The organism is Vibrio hippocampi (assembly GCF_921292975.1).
Taxonomy (GTDB): Bacteria; Pseudomonadota; Gammaproteobacteria; order Enterobacterales; family Vibrionaceae; genus Vibrio; species Vibrio hippocampi.
Genome location: NZ_CAKLCM010000003.1, coordinates 572,705 through 588,662, shown reverse-complemented (window position 1 = coordinate 588,662; position 15,958 = coordinate 572,705). Strand labels below are relative to the sequence as shown.

The 15,958-nt window shown below is 45.2% G+C and carries 10 protein-coding genes; 2 read left to right on the top strand and 8 right to left on the bottom strand.

Translation table 11 applies throughout. The features are described from left to right. Window positions 1-49: 49 nt before the first annotated feature. The 5 genes from L9Q39_RS15755 to L9Q39_RS15735 all read right to left on the bottom strand — a co-directional run bounded on the left by L9Q39_RS15755 (window position 50) and on the right by L9Q39_RS15735 (window position 5,615). Window positions 50-1,021, bottom strand: coding sequence for an ABC transporter ATP-binding protein (locus tag L9Q39_RS15755; RefSeq protein WP_237486052.1), 972 nt, complete (start codon window positions 1,019-1,021; stop codon window positions 50-52). A gap of 9 nt (window positions 1,022-1,030) precedes the next feature. Further along, on the bottom strand, window positions 1,031-1,984 hold the full coding sequence (locus L9Q39_RS15750) for an ABC transporter ATP-binding protein (protein WP_237486051.1): 954 nt from the start codon (window positions 1,982-1,984) through the stop codon (window positions 1,031-1,033). Continuing rightward, entirely contained in the window at window positions 1,981-2,907 is a 927-nt protein-coding gene (locus tag L9Q39_RS15745; protein ID WP_237487041.1) for an ABC transporter permease, read from the bottom strand. The genes L9Q39_RS15750 and L9Q39_RS15745 overlap by 4 nt, the downstream gene beginning before the upstream one ends. Window positions 2,908-2,981: 74 nt before the next feature. Continuing rightward, window positions 2,982-3,956, bottom strand: a complete 975-nt coding sequence (locus L9Q39_RS15740) for an ABC transporter permease (protein WP_237486050.1) — start codon at window positions 3,954-3,956, stop codon at window positions 2,982-2,984. Between the two features lie 51 nt (window positions 3,957-4,007). Next, window positions 4,008-5,615, bottom strand: a complete 1,608-nt coding sequence (locus L9Q39_RS15735) for an ABC transporter substrate-binding protein (RefSeq protein WP_435532860.1) — start codon at window positions 5,613-5,615, stop codon at window positions 4,008-4,010. Window positions 5,616-6,212: 597 nt separating this feature from the next. Between L9Q39_RS15735 and L9Q39_RS15730 the strand changes: the two genes are divergently transcribed. Further along, window positions 6,213-7,223 (top strand): LacI family DNA-binding transcriptional regulator, encoded by a 1,011-nt coding sequence (locus tag L9Q39_RS15730; protein ID WP_237486048.1) that lies wholly within the window; start codon window positions 6,213-6,215, stop codon window positions 7,221-7,223. Window positions 7,224-7,325: 102 nt separating this feature from the next. Here the strand turns inward: L9Q39_RS15730 and L9Q39_RS15725 are convergent, their stop codons facing one another. From L9Q39_RS15725 to L9Q39_RS15715, 3 genes are all read right to left on the bottom strand, one after another. Further along, complete coding sequence (locus L9Q39_RS15725) at window positions 7,326-8,837, bottom strand: MFS transporter (protein WP_237486047.1); 1,512 nt, start codon at window positions 8,835-8,837, stop codon at window positions 7,326-7,328. 159 nt (window positions 8,838-8,996) lie between these two features. Beyond that, entirely contained in the window at window positions 8,997-12,167 is a 3,171-nt protein-coding gene (locus L9Q39_RS15720; RefSeq protein WP_237486046.1) for a hypothetical protein, read from the bottom strand. Window positions 12,168-12,485: 318 nt separating this feature from the next. Continuing rightward, on the bottom strand, window positions 12,486-13,769 hold the full coding sequence (locus L9Q39_RS15715; protein ID WP_237486045.1) for a carbohydrate porin: 1,284 nt from the start codon (window positions 13,767-13,769) through the stop codon (window positions 12,486-12,488). A 627-nt stretch (window positions 13,770-14,396) separates the two neighbouring features. Between L9Q39_RS15715 and L9Q39_RS15710 the strand changes: the two genes are divergently transcribed. After that, window positions 14,397-15,950 carry a glycoside hydrolase family 16 protein gene (locus L9Q39_RS15710; protein ID WP_237486044.1) on the top strand — a complete coding sequence of 518 codons (1,554 nt, stop codon included), beginning with the start codon at window positions 14,397-14,399 and terminating at the stop codon, window positions 15,948-15,950. Window positions 15,951-15,958 lie beyond the last annotated feature (8 nt).

The window sequence follows — 15,958 nt, the reverse complement described above, 5'->3', positions numbered from 1 at the left end:
AAAAAGAAAGCGCTTACTTTTGCGCACAAAAAAATATAAAGCCACCCCTTTATAGGTGGTGGCAACGTACAAAGTGGTGGTCTGAAACTTGAGTGACGCTAGGCATACTTTCAGTACACACATTCGAAGCTTGTGGGCAACGACTGGCAAACGGACAACCGACACTACTCGGCTTCCACAAAGGTATTTCGCCTTTTTTCATCTCTAGATCGCGCCTACCTGACTGCCCGACCTCAGGAACGGCTGATAACAAAAGCTTGGAATAGGGATGCTTGGGCGTTTGAGTCACACTGTCGCTGTCCCCCCACTCCACCATATGACCAACATACATCACCGCCGTCTTTTCTGCAAAATAACGTGCGGTGGCAATATCATGGGTGATGTACATAAATGAGATGCCATACTTATCTTTAAGATCGGACATTAAATTTAGGATACCCAAACGGACCGATACGTCCAACATAGAAATCGGCTCATCGGCAAGAATAACTTCTGGATCGACCGCAATGGCACGCGCTATCGCAACCCGCTGCCTTTGACCGCCACTTAACTCGTGGGGGTACTTTTCTGCGGTTTCCTTGACGGGTGTTAAACCGACCATCTCTAGCAACTCATAAACCAAGTTGGCGATGACTTTTTTGCCAGCACGCTTATGGATTTGCAAAGGTCTAGCAATATGATGATAGATGGTATGCACCGGATTTAGAGAGCCAAACGGGTCCTGAAAAATCATCTGCACCTGACGAGCATACTCAAGTTGACCATGCTGATTAACGTATTGATCCAGCGGAGTGCCTTTGAATTCTATCTCACCCGCGCTTTTATCATAAATTCGACTTAGGATACGTGCGCCGGTACTTTTTCCTGAACCCGACTCGCCAACGATGGCTAAGGCTTCGCCCTTATGAAGCTCGAATGAGACATCATTTACCGCACGCATCACATCGTTGTTGAGTCCCTGTCGCAGAGGAAAATCCTTCACTAATCCACGAACGGACAAAATGGCTGAGTTTGTGGTCATACTCTTCTCCTAAAACAGATGACAAGCGATCTGACGACCGTCTGATAAATGGTTTAACGACGGCTTACTCTGCTGACAAGATGCAACGCAGTCGTTACATCTTGGTTGAAAATTACATCCCTGCGGCGTGTCCAATAAATTAACCGGACTGCCGGGGATACCAAACAGTCGTGTCTTAGGTCCGTGAATGGTTGGGAATGAAGCAACGAGCCCTCGGGTATAAGGATGCTGAGGTTGATTAAACACTTGATTCGCTTGCCCTAATTCCTGCATTTCACCAGCATACATCACGCCGATTCGGTCGGCGATTTCGCCCATTAAACTCAAATCGTGGCTAATAAACAGAATAGAAAACCCATACTCAGCTTTTAGATCGTAAAGCTCGTTCAAAATCTCTCGCTCGACCACCACATCCAGCGCTGTGGTCGGCTCATCCATAATGATCAACTTGGGTTTCAATGCTAAAGCAATCGCAATGGCAACCCTTTGTCTCATACCACCACTCAATTCATGAGGAAAACTGGATAGCCGTTGGGCATGAATACCGACGACACCCAGCAGTTCACCCGCTCTTTTGTACGCCTGCTTATGACTGACCTTTTCATGAGCGAGTATCACATCGGTTAACTGCTCACCGATGGTGATAACCGGGTTCAACGAGTTCATGGCACTTTGAAACACCATCGAGACTTCGCTCCAACGAAAGTCATTCAGTTGGCGGTTGTTCATCTTCAGGACGTCTTGACCTCGATAGAGTATTTCGCCTTCCGATATCAATGCAGGGGCTTTATGCAGACGTGAAATAGCGAACGCTAGCGTGCTCTTGCCACAGCCAGACTCACCCGCAATTCCCAGCGTTTCACCTTCATTAATCGTCACACTGACGTTGTTAACGGCTCTCGCAATGCCGTTTGGCGAGATATAATCCACACAGAGATTGTTGACCTCTAATAACGCACTCATCGCAATCCCCTTTTCTTGTCTGCTTCACGCTTAAGTTGACGCCACATTTTCATATGTGGGCCGGTTCGTAACTTCGGATTACTGACTTGGTCAATGGACATATTAATCAACGCCAATGAGCCCCCGGTAATCGCCAACGCTAACGCGGGAACCAACATCTCCCACCATGCGCCAGTGTACAGAGACGAAGACGTCTGCGCCCAATAGAGCATCGAACCCCAACTGACTTCGGTTGCATCCCCTAAGCCAAGAATACCGAGTCCCGCTTCCGCGCCCATGGCATAAATCACCGTGCCAAGGAAGCCACCAAATACGATAGAGACAAGGTTGGGTAAGATCTCGACTAACAGAATACGCAGCTTGGATTCACCCATTACTTCCGCCGAGATAATAAACTCTTTATTCCGAATCGCCATGGTCTGAGAACGTATCACCCTCGCCCCCCAAGGCCAGGATGTAATGCCTAATAACAAGGTGATCACCAAGGATCCGACTTGCCCCAAAAAGGCGGCTAACACTATCAATAAGGGCAATTGCGGGAACACCAAAAATACATTGGTGATAAAGTTCAAACGCTCGTCGATTTTTCCACCGAAGTAACCGGCCGACACGCCGACTAACACGGCAATCGACATCGCAATCACCCCTGCGGTTAGAGCGACGGCTAAAGATTGACGCGCCCCATACAACACTTGGCTATACACATCTCGTCCACTTCGAGTCGAACCCATAATGTATTCGCTGCTGGGTGCCATATGCGGTCTAGCAACACGCTTTTCTGGGTTGTGTGTCGCCAATACCGGCGCAAACAACGCCCCGGTTAAAACAATAAACAGCAATAAGCCACCAATAATGGCGGGTGGATTACCGTAAAAGAAAGCGTATACCGTAGAGAAACGGCGCTTAATCTGGTTCCATGACATGGATGATTCCCTTACTACATCAAACTGAGGTGCATCTTGACTTGGCTTTTCAATCATTGAATTCATACCACTTCCTAATGAGAAATCCTTGGGTCGAGCCAAACGTAAAGCAGGTCAGCAACAAAGTTAGCGGTCAATACCGCGCTCACCAGTATCAGTAGAATGGCTTGGATAAGAGGATAGTCGCGGGCAATGATGCCTTTTAGCAGAATATTGCCCAGCCCCTGATAGTTGAACACCACTTCGGTCATAATGGAGCCGGCGAATGAAAAGCCGATGGCCATCGCTATCGCAGTCGCAACCGGTAAGATGGCGTTACGTCCGGCATAACGAACCATAACGCGTGTCGACGACAGCCCTTTCGCTTCGGCCATGGTGACATAGTCTTCACCCAATACGTTGATCATGGCGTTACGCATGTTGAATACCCAGGTCGCAATTCCGACCACAACCATTGACCCAACCGGTAAGATGGCATGTTTAATCACGCTGCTAATAAAGATCCAACTGAACTCAGGTGTTAACGCCGGATCATAGGTATAAGCTAATGGCAGCAGATCTAACTTAAGACCAAATAGATAAAACAGTAATAGCGCGGTCACGATGTAAGGAAAGTTACTGATAAACGCTAGAATAGGCGGCACCCAACGACCAAATAGACCTTCACGACGATAAGAGGCATAAGTGCCGATACTCACGCCGATGATTAACGCCACGATAAGAGAACCCAAAGCAAGGAACAGAGTCCATGGCAATGCCATTCCAATCACCGTCGACACATCAACGGGAAACATCAATACCGACGGACCAAGATCCAAGGTAAACACACTTTTCATATAATGCAGATACTGCACCATGATATTGCCATCAACAAAGCCGTACATCTCCCGCACCGCATCCATTTGTGACATATCCATTTTACCCTGAGCCGCGGCAAATAGTGCTTCTACGGGATCCCCCGGCATCAGTCTCGGGAGCAAGAAGTTAAATGAAATTGCGATCAAAAATGCCGCAAAATAAAACCCAAACCGACGCATTAAAAAAGACATAATGTTCCCTTAGCTCTGCTATCCAATTCCGTCATCTCACTAACATCCCAATTATTTGCCAGACTTGAGGTACAAGTTGTTCAAGATAATCACGCGATTGCCACCGTCATAGAACACCGGTTGGATATATGGGTTCTCAGCACTTGGCCAGCCACCTAGTTTGCTAGAGTTGTATTGATACCAAGTTGGATTGGAATACAGTGGAACAAAAGGTAGATTTTGCGCGGTAAATTGTTGCAGTTTGGATAGGATCTCGCGCTGTTTACTCTTGTCTGAGGTTTTGCCAAAACTGTCAATTAGGGTGTCAATTTCTGCACTCTGTACGCCATGACCGGCATGCCAGCTTTTGCCCAAACGAGAAGAGAGGAAGTACTCTTGGTAGGTGAGTATTGGGTTGCTCGCCACCTTTGACCAGTTAATCGCCACATCATAATTAGCCTGTCTCAGGTTGGCGTCATACACCGCCCAATCGACCGTTTTGACCTCAGCCTTAATGCCAATCTCTTGATAGTATTCTGTGACCATCTGCACCACTTGAATCCAATCGGTCCAACCGTTCACGACTTCAATAGCAAACTCAAACGGTTCGCCGTTACTCAGATCGCGCCATCCATCCCCATCACGGTCAACAACGCCGGCTTGATCAAGCAACTCCGTCGCGCGTTCTTGGTTGTATTGCGTCAAATCTTGGTAACGCGCTTTGATATCTTGGTCGATATAGGAATGATAAAACTCGCCAATACCGCTTGGGTTAAAGTTAACCGTTGGATAGCCATAAGCAGCAATATCCACGATTAACTCGCGGTCAAGTGCCACAGACAGGGCTTGGCGCACTTTCAAGTCATTGAATGGTTCACGTTTGGTGTTCAAGTACAGATGAATCGCGTCATTGGCGGGATACCAAAAGTGGTGATTTTTGGGGTCTTTTTTCACAAAGGTGTTTTCGATATCCGCAACAAAATTGGAACCCCAATCAACCTCACCTTTGATCAATGCTGGCTGAATCTGCGAATTATCGTTATATGAACGCATCAAGATACAATCGAGATGCGGCTGACCCTCAAGGTAATAATGAGGATTGCGGCAAAGCTCCATCTGCTGTGGTTTAAGATAACTCACTTGTGTCATAGGACCGCTGCCAATCGGATTCGGATTGGTAAATGTAGTCAGCTGTTCTACTTGACCCCACACTTTTTTTGGCACGATGTGGTAAGACGTGAGATTCCACAAGAATGTCGAATCAGGTTCCGCTAGCGTAAAAGTCACCGTTGTTGGATTCGTTGCCACCACCGATTGTAGGTTACCGCCCGACCATATTCCTCTCAGATCGAAAGCGGGTGCCTTTTTAATCAGTTCAAAGCTATAGGCCACATCTTCCGCGTTAAGTACTGAACCGTCTGACCAAGTGAGACCATCACGCAATGTCAGCGTAATGACCTTTAAATCGTCTGAGTATTGCGCCGATTTGGCAAGACGCCAATGCGTCTCATCAGTCATGGTATTGAATACCATCAAAGGCTCAAACATCACACCATGTAAGGTGTCTTTGGTGGTATATGGATTGAAGTTATCAACAAACCCTGTATTGATGATTGGTACCACGAGTGTTCCACCTGAGTTAATGTCTTCAGCCTGCACACTACTAACACTACCCACCATTGCACTTATCACCAGTGCCAAAGCTGCGGTACCATGACGCATATCACTTCCTCCAAACAACAATCCATTGAATTCACTATGAAGTCGCCATCTTTATTTGTAAGCGCTTTCACAACATAGCTAAATGCTATGTCAACTTGCTGATTCAAACAAACCTATCACTGTTTTTCGCCAAAGCGGTCACAAAACAATACAAATCTTTAAATAACAATAACTTAAACAATGACCCGAAAAGACGTTAGTTATAAAACACTTTAAAATCAATTACTTAATAAACACTTACCCTCACCTGTATATGCTGATTTTTGTGACTAAAGACATATATTTATGAAAGCGCTTTATTTATGGTTCATTTTCTAATTGGTTTCCATCATCAGTCAGGAGAAAGCCAATTTTGTTCTAATTATAGATTTAATTGATTGTTTTAAAGGCAATTTTTAAGCATAATTGTTTAATAAATCAACTTATCATTAAGCCCAGCCTGTTCGGTAGTGATTAAAAATAATACAAATTAACTTTTGAAAGCGCATTGCTTAGTGGATTTCAATTCGATTAAAATAGAATGACATTCCAGGCTATGCCAATCTAGGCGAAAAAATGGACAAAAAAAACATAACGATCAAAGAAGTCGCTGAGTACGCTAACGTGTCTCAAGCAACGGTTTCACGTGTAATTAATGGCCAATCGTCAGTAAAAGAAGCGAATTTAGTTAAAGTTCATGAAGCCATTGCTAAACTCGGCTATACCCCTAACCCAGCGGCTAAAGCCTTGGCTACCAGTCGCTCCAACAGCATTGGTATGCTGGTTGGTAGTTTGGATGGTCCATTTTACGGTCCATTGATGCATGCGGCGGAAGATGAAATCTATAAACTGGGGTTACACCTGATCGTCACCAGTGGTCAAGACTCCGAACAGAAAGAGTTAGAATCTCTCCATTTCCTTCGAGCTAAGCAGGTCGAGGGCGTGATTGTGCATGCCGACCGCATCACCGACGAAGCCCTTAGAAATTTATCTAATGATTTTAAGCACTTTGTTTTGCTCAATCGACATATCCCGGAGTTAGAAAATCACTGCTTGTATTTGGATAATGAACTGGGTGGCTACTTAGCGACAAAACATCTGCTCGACTTTGGGCATAAAGCGATTGGCTGTATTACTGGTCCAATGAACAAACATGATGCAAGGGACCGTCTGCTTGGCTATATCCGAGCACTCGCGGAGCATGGTGTCTCATACGATCCCAACCTAACGATTGAAGGTCGTTTTGATCATTTCGACAACTTTGATAAAGCCAAAACACTGCTTGAACGAGCCCCCGACATTACCGCGGTGTTTTGTCAAAATGACAACATCGCGCTTGCGGTCTACGATGCTTGTTATGAATTGGGTCGAACGGTAGGTAAAGACATCTCCATCGTTGGTTTCGACAACGACTTTATGTCACGTCATATGCGCCCTCGCCTAACCACGGTTGGCTTCCCTATTTCTGAGATGGGTAAGATAGCCGGTAAGATGATTATTGATCAGGTAAAAGGGCAAGACAGAGTCACCAATCAAAAGCTTATGCCAACGTTAGAAGTGCATGACTCTGTGGCTAGGATTGGGTAGAGGTTAAGGCAGGAATCGACTCACGTTCCGCACTCGACATAAAAAAAATCCCTTCTTTCGAAGGGATTTTTTTTGGTTTAGAGCGTCTGCTCAGACCCTAGTTTAGGACAACTTACCACGACGTTGCTCTAACTCTTTACGCACTTCATTAGCACGGGATTCCGAGAAGTCATAGCGACACATAACCACAACCGCAAGTATGGCAGTCACGACCGGAATCGTTATGTCTGCAACACGCATCATGTTCATGATTTCCACCGCTTCCGGCATATTGAGTAGCGCTTCACCTGCTTGTAAAGAGTTGCGGATCTCTTCAAGACGCGTGTAACCAATCATACTTAACACCCAGCCTGAAACCAGAGTCGCAATCGCAGTCCCTAATTTCACAAACCACCAATACACGGCACCGAAAACACCTTCGCGACGCTCACCGGTATGCAGTTCATCAAGGTCACAAACATCCGCCGTCATTGACATCATCAGGGTGAACAAGCCGCCAATACCAAACGCCATAAGCGGTAATGATACAAACATCATCCAATGAGTTTCTGGGTTTAGCGACTGCTCAAATGCCCACCAGCGCATAATATAGCCAATGACAGAGATCAGCGTTGCAACAATAAACGCATGCTTTTTGCCCATTTTCTGTGACATCTTAGTGATGATAGGAATCACCAGTAAACAGGTACAAAGTGAGCTAATGGTGCCAAACCATGCTGGCCAAGTACCAGCCGCGCCCTGATCACCGTTAAACACGTAGAACACGATAATAAAGAAAGCAAATTGGGCCACGGTCTGAAAACCGTTAAACACTAAGAATGTCGCGCCACACAGTTGAACAAATGGTTTGCATTTAAAGGTCTGAAAAATACCTTTGAAGAAGTTAACGATAATCGCCCCAAGGCCAACAATCGACACCTTCTCTGCATCTCTCTCCACCGATACTCTTTCTTTACAAAACAGCGCCGGAGTAATACCAAATAGCAAGCACAATAGACCCACCCAAATCGCCAAATCGCGACTGCCTACGGCGGCGCTTTCGTATAGGTTAGGGTTGTAAATCATTACCCAGAACCAAGGTGCAATGACCCATGCTAGCTGACCGATCCATTGAGAAACCGCCATAATACGTGTGCGCTCATGGAAATCAGGGCTCATTTCATAACCCAGAGCCACCAATGGTGTTGCAAAGATGGTATAGCCCAAATAGAACAGCAGAGAGAGCACTAAGAAGTAAACAAAGTTATAGGTTTGTCCATTCTCTGGGTAAAGTTGCCACATCAGCATGAACACCACACCCGTGATCACGGCACCCACAAAGATAAATGGACGACGGCGACCCCAGCGAGAGCGGAAGTTATCTGAAATATAACCCATCAAAGGGTCTGTGATGGCATCAAATAAACGGGGTAATGCACCCAGTATACCGACTAATAATGGGTCCATACCTAAGCCCATCACTAGCACGACCATGAATACCCCTAATGCCGCTGCAAACAGTTGGTTGGCAAGCGAGCCAACACCAAACGCTACTTTTTGATACAGAGGAACCCTATCATCTGAAGCTGAATGCAAAGATTTTTCGTCGTCAATAAACGGTTTAGCTTCACTCATTTTAATACCTTTTGTTATCTGTTTTATTATTACAGCGTTCGTTAAACAGACATCCTACCTTGACGGCTGCGACAGCCGATTTTATGAGGGCTAACTTTCAGCTAATTATTGGCGAAAGTTAGCCTGCCCTGTTTAAATAAACGTTTCAACTAAACTCATTTAGAAAGTCACTAATAGCTGCGATACTTCACCATTTCGCACTGCGATAGCATCGTCATCGACTACCTCTGTCACTTTCTTTTCACTGCCATCAACAAAGCTCAGTCGATATTCTTTGGGCGCAAATTGCTCAAACGTATCCACTCGTTCTGTGTTGTGATACACCACTTTCACCTTCCCCAAAAAGGTGAATGAAGCTTGATGGTTATCATCAAAGAACGCTTTAGCGAGTTTTGGCTGTAGGTTAAGTTTCAGTTGTTCATCAGCCACTACAAATGGCTGTTCACCAAACATCATCAACGTCCACATATGCAGCATTTCAACGGTTGAGCCAGAAAGACGGGCAACAAACCCTTGACCACGCACATTTGGATCGGGGTTATTGCTTGGCGCAATAAACGACGAGTTCTCTAAGATGCTGCGACCATACACACTCGGATCCATAAAGCAGATCAGATTGCTGTCGATTTCTTGATAGAACTCTTGATACATACCGGACTTCAACAGTCCAAGCAGGTATTTGTAGTTCATGTGTAGGAAGTTGGATTCACGTTCCAACCAACCTTTGGTGAAAGCACGAGCTCGTCCGATTTCCATGCTTTCGCTTTCAAGACATTCGCTGGTCTTAAATTGATGCAGTTGGCTATCATAGATCTCGCTCGACTTTATCTTTTCGTGAGCCGCAAGATTTGTCGGGTAATCCTTGCTTACTTTTAGCATGCGTGCCGGAGCCTCTAAGAAACGAGGCAAAGCGCGCAGTTTGAACTCTTTGACTTGCACCAAAGGCAAACCGTAGTGACCAATTTTCTGTTCCGCTTGCTCCAAGATCGGCTCATAGCGCACGGCGTCAAAGTAAAGGAAGGTCGGTAAAACACCATCGGCAAGCTGTCGAGCTTTTTGCAAGCCTTGCTCAAGTTTGAGCGCCATAGAATCGAGAAGCGCACTCACCGATGCACTCGAGATCGACTCCTGCTCTGGTTGGATATCAAAACGAACCGATTCACGATACTGCTCGCGTAAGCTAGACATCTGATCCCAGTAGTCAAACTCGGACAGGTCTTGAGTGAGCAACTCACGAACGTTATCCACGAACAGCGTGACTTCTTGCGGCAAGCGCATGTCACCATGTTCGCAACTCGCTTGTTTTAGAAATGCCACTAAGCGGCTCAACTCAACGGTTTCTGAGACACCTGAACCAAATAGACCTGGCAGTCCATTCATCGCGTCATTCCAACCGGGTTTATCCGCTTCCATCTCGATGCCGATACCCGCAGGATCTAAAGTGGCAAATTTATTGAGAGCAAGGGTAAATAGCTTGGTGTACAGGTTGGTTTTGACGACATCACCATGAGTATCAACCGCCCAGTTAGAACCTTTAAGATCCATATTCAAGCGTTTCACTTTATCGTCGTCATTGTGCAGCAGCGAGCCATAGCGACGCACATCACCCTGTTTAGTGATGACCGTTTTCTCGCTGCGAGGTAATACCGTGACTGGCGATGAATAGTATTTGTACTGCTGATTATCAAACAGCAAGTGATGTTTCGTATCTGGATGAATCGCTAAATAAGACTCGACCAAATCAAGAATGTAAGTCCAGTGATCAACCCAAAAACCTTCACTAAAACTTGCCTCGATATTTTGCTGTGCATATTGAAGAATATCTGCCAGCAGAGTGGTGTCATCCTTAACCGATACAATGCCTTCATTCGCCATGGTGTTAATGATGGTGCCCGGAGTAAACTTACCTGCCAGCACGTTTCGCATCACGTCACGACCATTGATAAAGTTTTCCGCAACTAACGTCTCAACGTCAACGCCACTATCCAATTCAAAGGTCGAACCGTTGACACCGAGTGGGTTGTAACCGTCAAGTTGAATTAACGAAGCAAACAACAGCACATTGAAATCGCCAACTTTAGGATTGATCAGAGAATCAATACGGCGGTTTTGGCAGACATCGCGGAAGTTACCATTACCCTGGGAGAAGTATTCAGGCGCAACGTTAAAGAAGTTGTAATCACGCTCGAGATCACCGTGTTTGCGCGAGAATACATGGTAAACATGCTGTTTCTTTTCGCTCTCAAACACCAGTGGATAACCGCCGCGCAAGATGTTATCGAGGTAGTTTTGCTTGACGTATTCATCAAATAACGGCAACGCAGTTTGACTTTGTACGTCGCTCACTAAATCGTCAATCACCTGCTCAGACTCAGCCAGTTTTTGGTCAAAGTATGCGCTGTTGGCGATGGTTTCAATCTTGTTGTTTAAGCTCTCAACACTATGAACATGACCTATCATGGTTCGTAAAGTAAAGGTACGATTGGCGGCAAGAGAGACATCTACTGGAGAAAAGCCAACCGGTATTTTATTGGCTGTTACTTGGTCTTTATCACGTAAGGTTTGCAGCGAATTTTCTACAAACGCGACCGGAGAGGTCATGGAATTGTCATTACCGAATACCAATTCGCCATCGACGATCGGCTTAATCAATTGACCGTCAACAAATGAAAGGTAGAAGTTACCCTTATCCAATGCGCCCACCTCGGCACTATCGGCAATCGTCGAACGCATTTTGAAAAACGGCACATTATTGTCAAGGTTATAGACATCCATCCAGCTTCTTAGCAGGTTGGACATCTCTTTAAATAGTGAGTTGGAAGTGCCGTAAGGCAGGATTTGCGATAAACCATCGAGTAACTCAAACTCTCTCGCCGTTCCAGAATTATCGGTGATTTCCACTTTACGCATAATGGCAGCAAAACTGTCATTAGGCAGACCACAATAAGTGATCTTAACCGTTAGCGCTAACTCTGGGTTGATCTCTTCAATAGTAAACTGACCGCGCTTGATGCGCATATTTCGTGTCGTGCCCTGCGCTCGAGTCGCGCCAAAGAATTCGTAAACCTCACCATCGATCTTAACAAATGTGCGAAAACCAACCCGGCTAACGTTTTGATATGCGGTGACTGCCGGAGAAAATTCAACAATCGGGTTGTCTTTGTTTTCGACGCCAAATGAACACATACCTTGACCGCGGTTGACGTAAAACGCCCAAAGCGGCACCCCTTTTTTACCCGCTAGACCCGGCAAGAAAGAAGAAAAGGTCTTTTTCAGGTCGTAATCTTGAATCACGAAACCGTCAGTATCTAAATAATATTCTTTAGTCATAATAGTTTTGGCCTATCGATGTTGCACTGTGCTAACGTCAAATCAGCTCTGATACAGCTGTGTAAGCGAGAAATAATCAGCGTTCTTGCCTCCTGCTGCTCTACAAGAAATTGGTACAAGTACCCATTTCTCATTATAAACAACAACAGTTTGCATCTGTGACACTCTTAAGTAAGCGCTTTCTTTCTGACATAAAAGTAAATGGATTAACCAATTACTTCCCGCTTTGAATGAAAAAAATGGATGCCTAGCCAGACTGAAAGGCATCCTAAATATGTTGCTTTAACCCTGCTAAATTAAGTTAAAGCGACAAAATAATTACCAACTTGCTTCAGTTTGAATACCAACGATCACGTCGTTAGCGGATTGCCCGTCGTCTGGATCAGTAGTCCAAGAGTTTTTCACCCAGCTCACTAAGAAACGAACTTCCGGGTTAACACCAGTCCAAGTTGGGAACATCAATGTAGGTGCGATAGTTAGCTTAGCTTGGTCGTAGCTATCACCGTTCCAGTTGTTATAGACATAACCAATTTCACCTTGCAGATACATCTTAGAGTTGATGCCAATCACTGGACGAACCATCGCTGATGCCCAATAGTCGTAAGTGCCATCGTCATAGTCGTTATATTGAGCTTGGAACGATGGGAAAATGCTTAGACCATTTTCAAATGCATGACCACCAAAGATCAATGCGCGGTAAGACACGTCACCCTCTTCCACTTGAGTTAGGAGGGAGATGGCGTCATTCCCCTCACCCCATTCAAACTCATGTTCACCAAAGCGCAGGCCGCCTGGTCTGTAAGCGTTATAAGATGTGATCGTACCCCCAAGTAACTGACCCGCACCTAAACCTTTACCCGCTTGAACAACAATGTTTGTATTTGAGCTGCCATCTCCCTGTAAACCAAAGAAGTTAAACATTTTGTAGCCAACAGTTAAGTCGTAACCTGTCTCTGCCCACTCTTTACCACTAATATCCCAGTTATCTGGCATCGCTTTAAATGTCGCGGAAATATCCCACACCCCATAGCGAGCGCTCACGTTAAATGCGTGCATTTTATTGTCGACGTTGTCATAGTCGTCGGCATACTCGTAGTCATCACGCTGACTCGAGATATACGCTGCATTAACAATGGCACTGCCCACTTTCATGGACTCAACGCCAATACCTGTACCTGACATGTCCGAATAGAAGAAATCGGTCATCCAGATATAACGTTCTTTACCGTAATCACGCTTACCACCAAAGATAACCCCAGTATCTGTGTAGCCCGAGATTTCGATAAAGCCGCTGCCGTCACCCGCGGTCAAACCATCAGAGACACCCGCGCCGATTTTCAACGAACGACCATCTCCGTAGGTCCAACGATAAGATAAATCGATATTGGTTTGGTTATCGTACTCAAGACCAAGACGACCTAGCGTCTCTTTTTGAGCGATAAAGTCTGAATCTTTAAAATCATTTTCCGCACTGTAAAGCACGCCTTGACGAAAGTAACCGTTGAATGTGAAACCTTCGGTATTTTCTGCAGAGTACGCTGAAGGAGCGGATAAACCGAACATTGCAACCATGCATGCCAAATTTAGTTTTGAGATTTTCATGGATATCCTTACGTATGAACAACAACCGGAATGAAACCGGTTACATATTAATAAATATTGTGTCGTAAACCTTAAGACAATCAGTACCTACCCTGTTTATCTTTGCCATGATAATAATCGAATCCAAAATTAATACCGTGATCAACTTCATTATTTAAGTAAGCGCTTTCACAATGACTTTTAAATATGCTTTCGATCACGTTGTCATGCAGTTCACTAATTTTCGTGCTACTGAATTGCAGCCATTTCTATAAATTCATTACTCGCATAAAGTGCTAATGCTATTTATAGCGGTGACTTTCTTTGCCAAACCCCTTTACTAAGCTGCCTATCCTCACCGTATCCAATGGGCAAGCGAGGTCACTTCTCCACCAATAAAGCCTTATTAAATATAGGATTAGTCAGCTAACCTTTGTAAGAGCCAACCTGATTCATCGCCAAACCTCTAATCATTGCTTTCAATAGTGACAAAACTATTAATTTCCCTTGAGACTAATGACTGGATATAGAGCCAACTCACATTTTAGTTAATAACGCTGCTTTGTCTTGAGTTAAAGATTGAATAGAAATTTTATAATGATATAAAGAAAGGGCTTTCTTTTTGACACTTTTAGTTAGGAAACTTTTATGTTTACTCGTAAAAAAAACGTGTTGTGTGCAGCAATCACTGCCACTGTATTGGCAGGTTGTAGTTCAAGCTTTGAAGTACCCAAGCGAAACCTGACCGATCCTGAGATAAAAAAATCCGAAGGTTGGACGTTAGTATGGAATGACGAGTTCAATGGAACTGAAATCGACCAAACTAAATGGAGTTTCGAAGAGAACTGCTGGGGCGGCGGCAACAACGAGCAGCAATGTTATACCGCTCGTGACAAAAATGCTTTCGTTCAAGATGGTGTGCTTTACATCGTGGCACACAACGAAACCTTTGTGGGTCCGAATAACATTAAAAATGATTACACTGACCTAAAAACCCTACCTTATACGTCTGCTCGCCTTACCACCAAAGAAAAAGGCGATTGGACATACGGTCGTTTTGAGATCCGCGCAAAAATGCCAATCGGTCAAGGTACTTGGCCAGCTATCTGGATGCTCCCAACGGATTACGTTTATGGAACATGGGCAGCTTCAGGAGAGATCGATATCGTTGAAGCGGTTAACCTAAAAGCGCCATCAGATTCACCTGATTTCGCGGGTCAACCTGAGTCACGTGTTTACGGCACACTGCACTACGGTGCGGCTTGGCCGAACAACAAACACTCGGGTCAACCTTATTACATTCCAGACAACAAGAACCCAGCAGACGACTTCTATACTTACTCGATTGAATGGGAAAAAGACGAAATTCGCTGGTACGTTGACGATGTACACTTCGCCACGCAAACTTCTGACGGTTGGTATGCTCTTTACACTAAAGACGGCGAAAAGAAAATTGGTATCGCCGACGCGCCTTTTGAGCAGCGCTTCCACCTACTGCTTAACCTAGCGATTGGCGGTTCTTGGTCTGGTAACACTAACCAAAAAGGCATTGATTCATCGGTATTCCCTCAAGCGTTGGAAGTGGATTACGTCCGTGTCTACCAATGTTCTAAAGACCGTGCCACTGGGCAAGGTTGTGCAACGGTGTCGGAGACCGCAGCCAAAGTTAAAGGTATTCAACCACCACTTATGATTGATCTACCTGCCGACTATACCACGGGTAAAGAAATCAACATCTTTGACGGTGAACTCAGCCAGTATTTGCAACAACATGCTTACGATCCGCAAGGCGTTATCATGGACTTCTCTTATCAAGCCGATGCTGAGCGTGGTCAGGTAATGCAAATCACGAAGAAAGCGGCAACGGGTAACGTCTACTTTGAATCACCAGAGCTTGACCTTTCTGACTGGTCTAGCAATGCAAAACTGGTGTTTGATATCAAGATGCTAGAAGTGAAATCCGGTGACGCTATCTCTGTCAAACTAGACAGTGGTTGGCCCGCAACCAGTGATCTTCCAGTCACGGTGCCCACTGATAACCAATGGCATACGATTGAAGTGGATATTGCCGAGTTGATTGCTAACGGCAACTCTTACAGTGCTGGCTCGGTGAATATGGCGAAAGTCAAAAACATCCTTGTTCTCGACCCCCTAGGTGAGATGACGTTCCAACTAGATAACGTGCGATTCGAGCGTTACTAAGCGGTTGT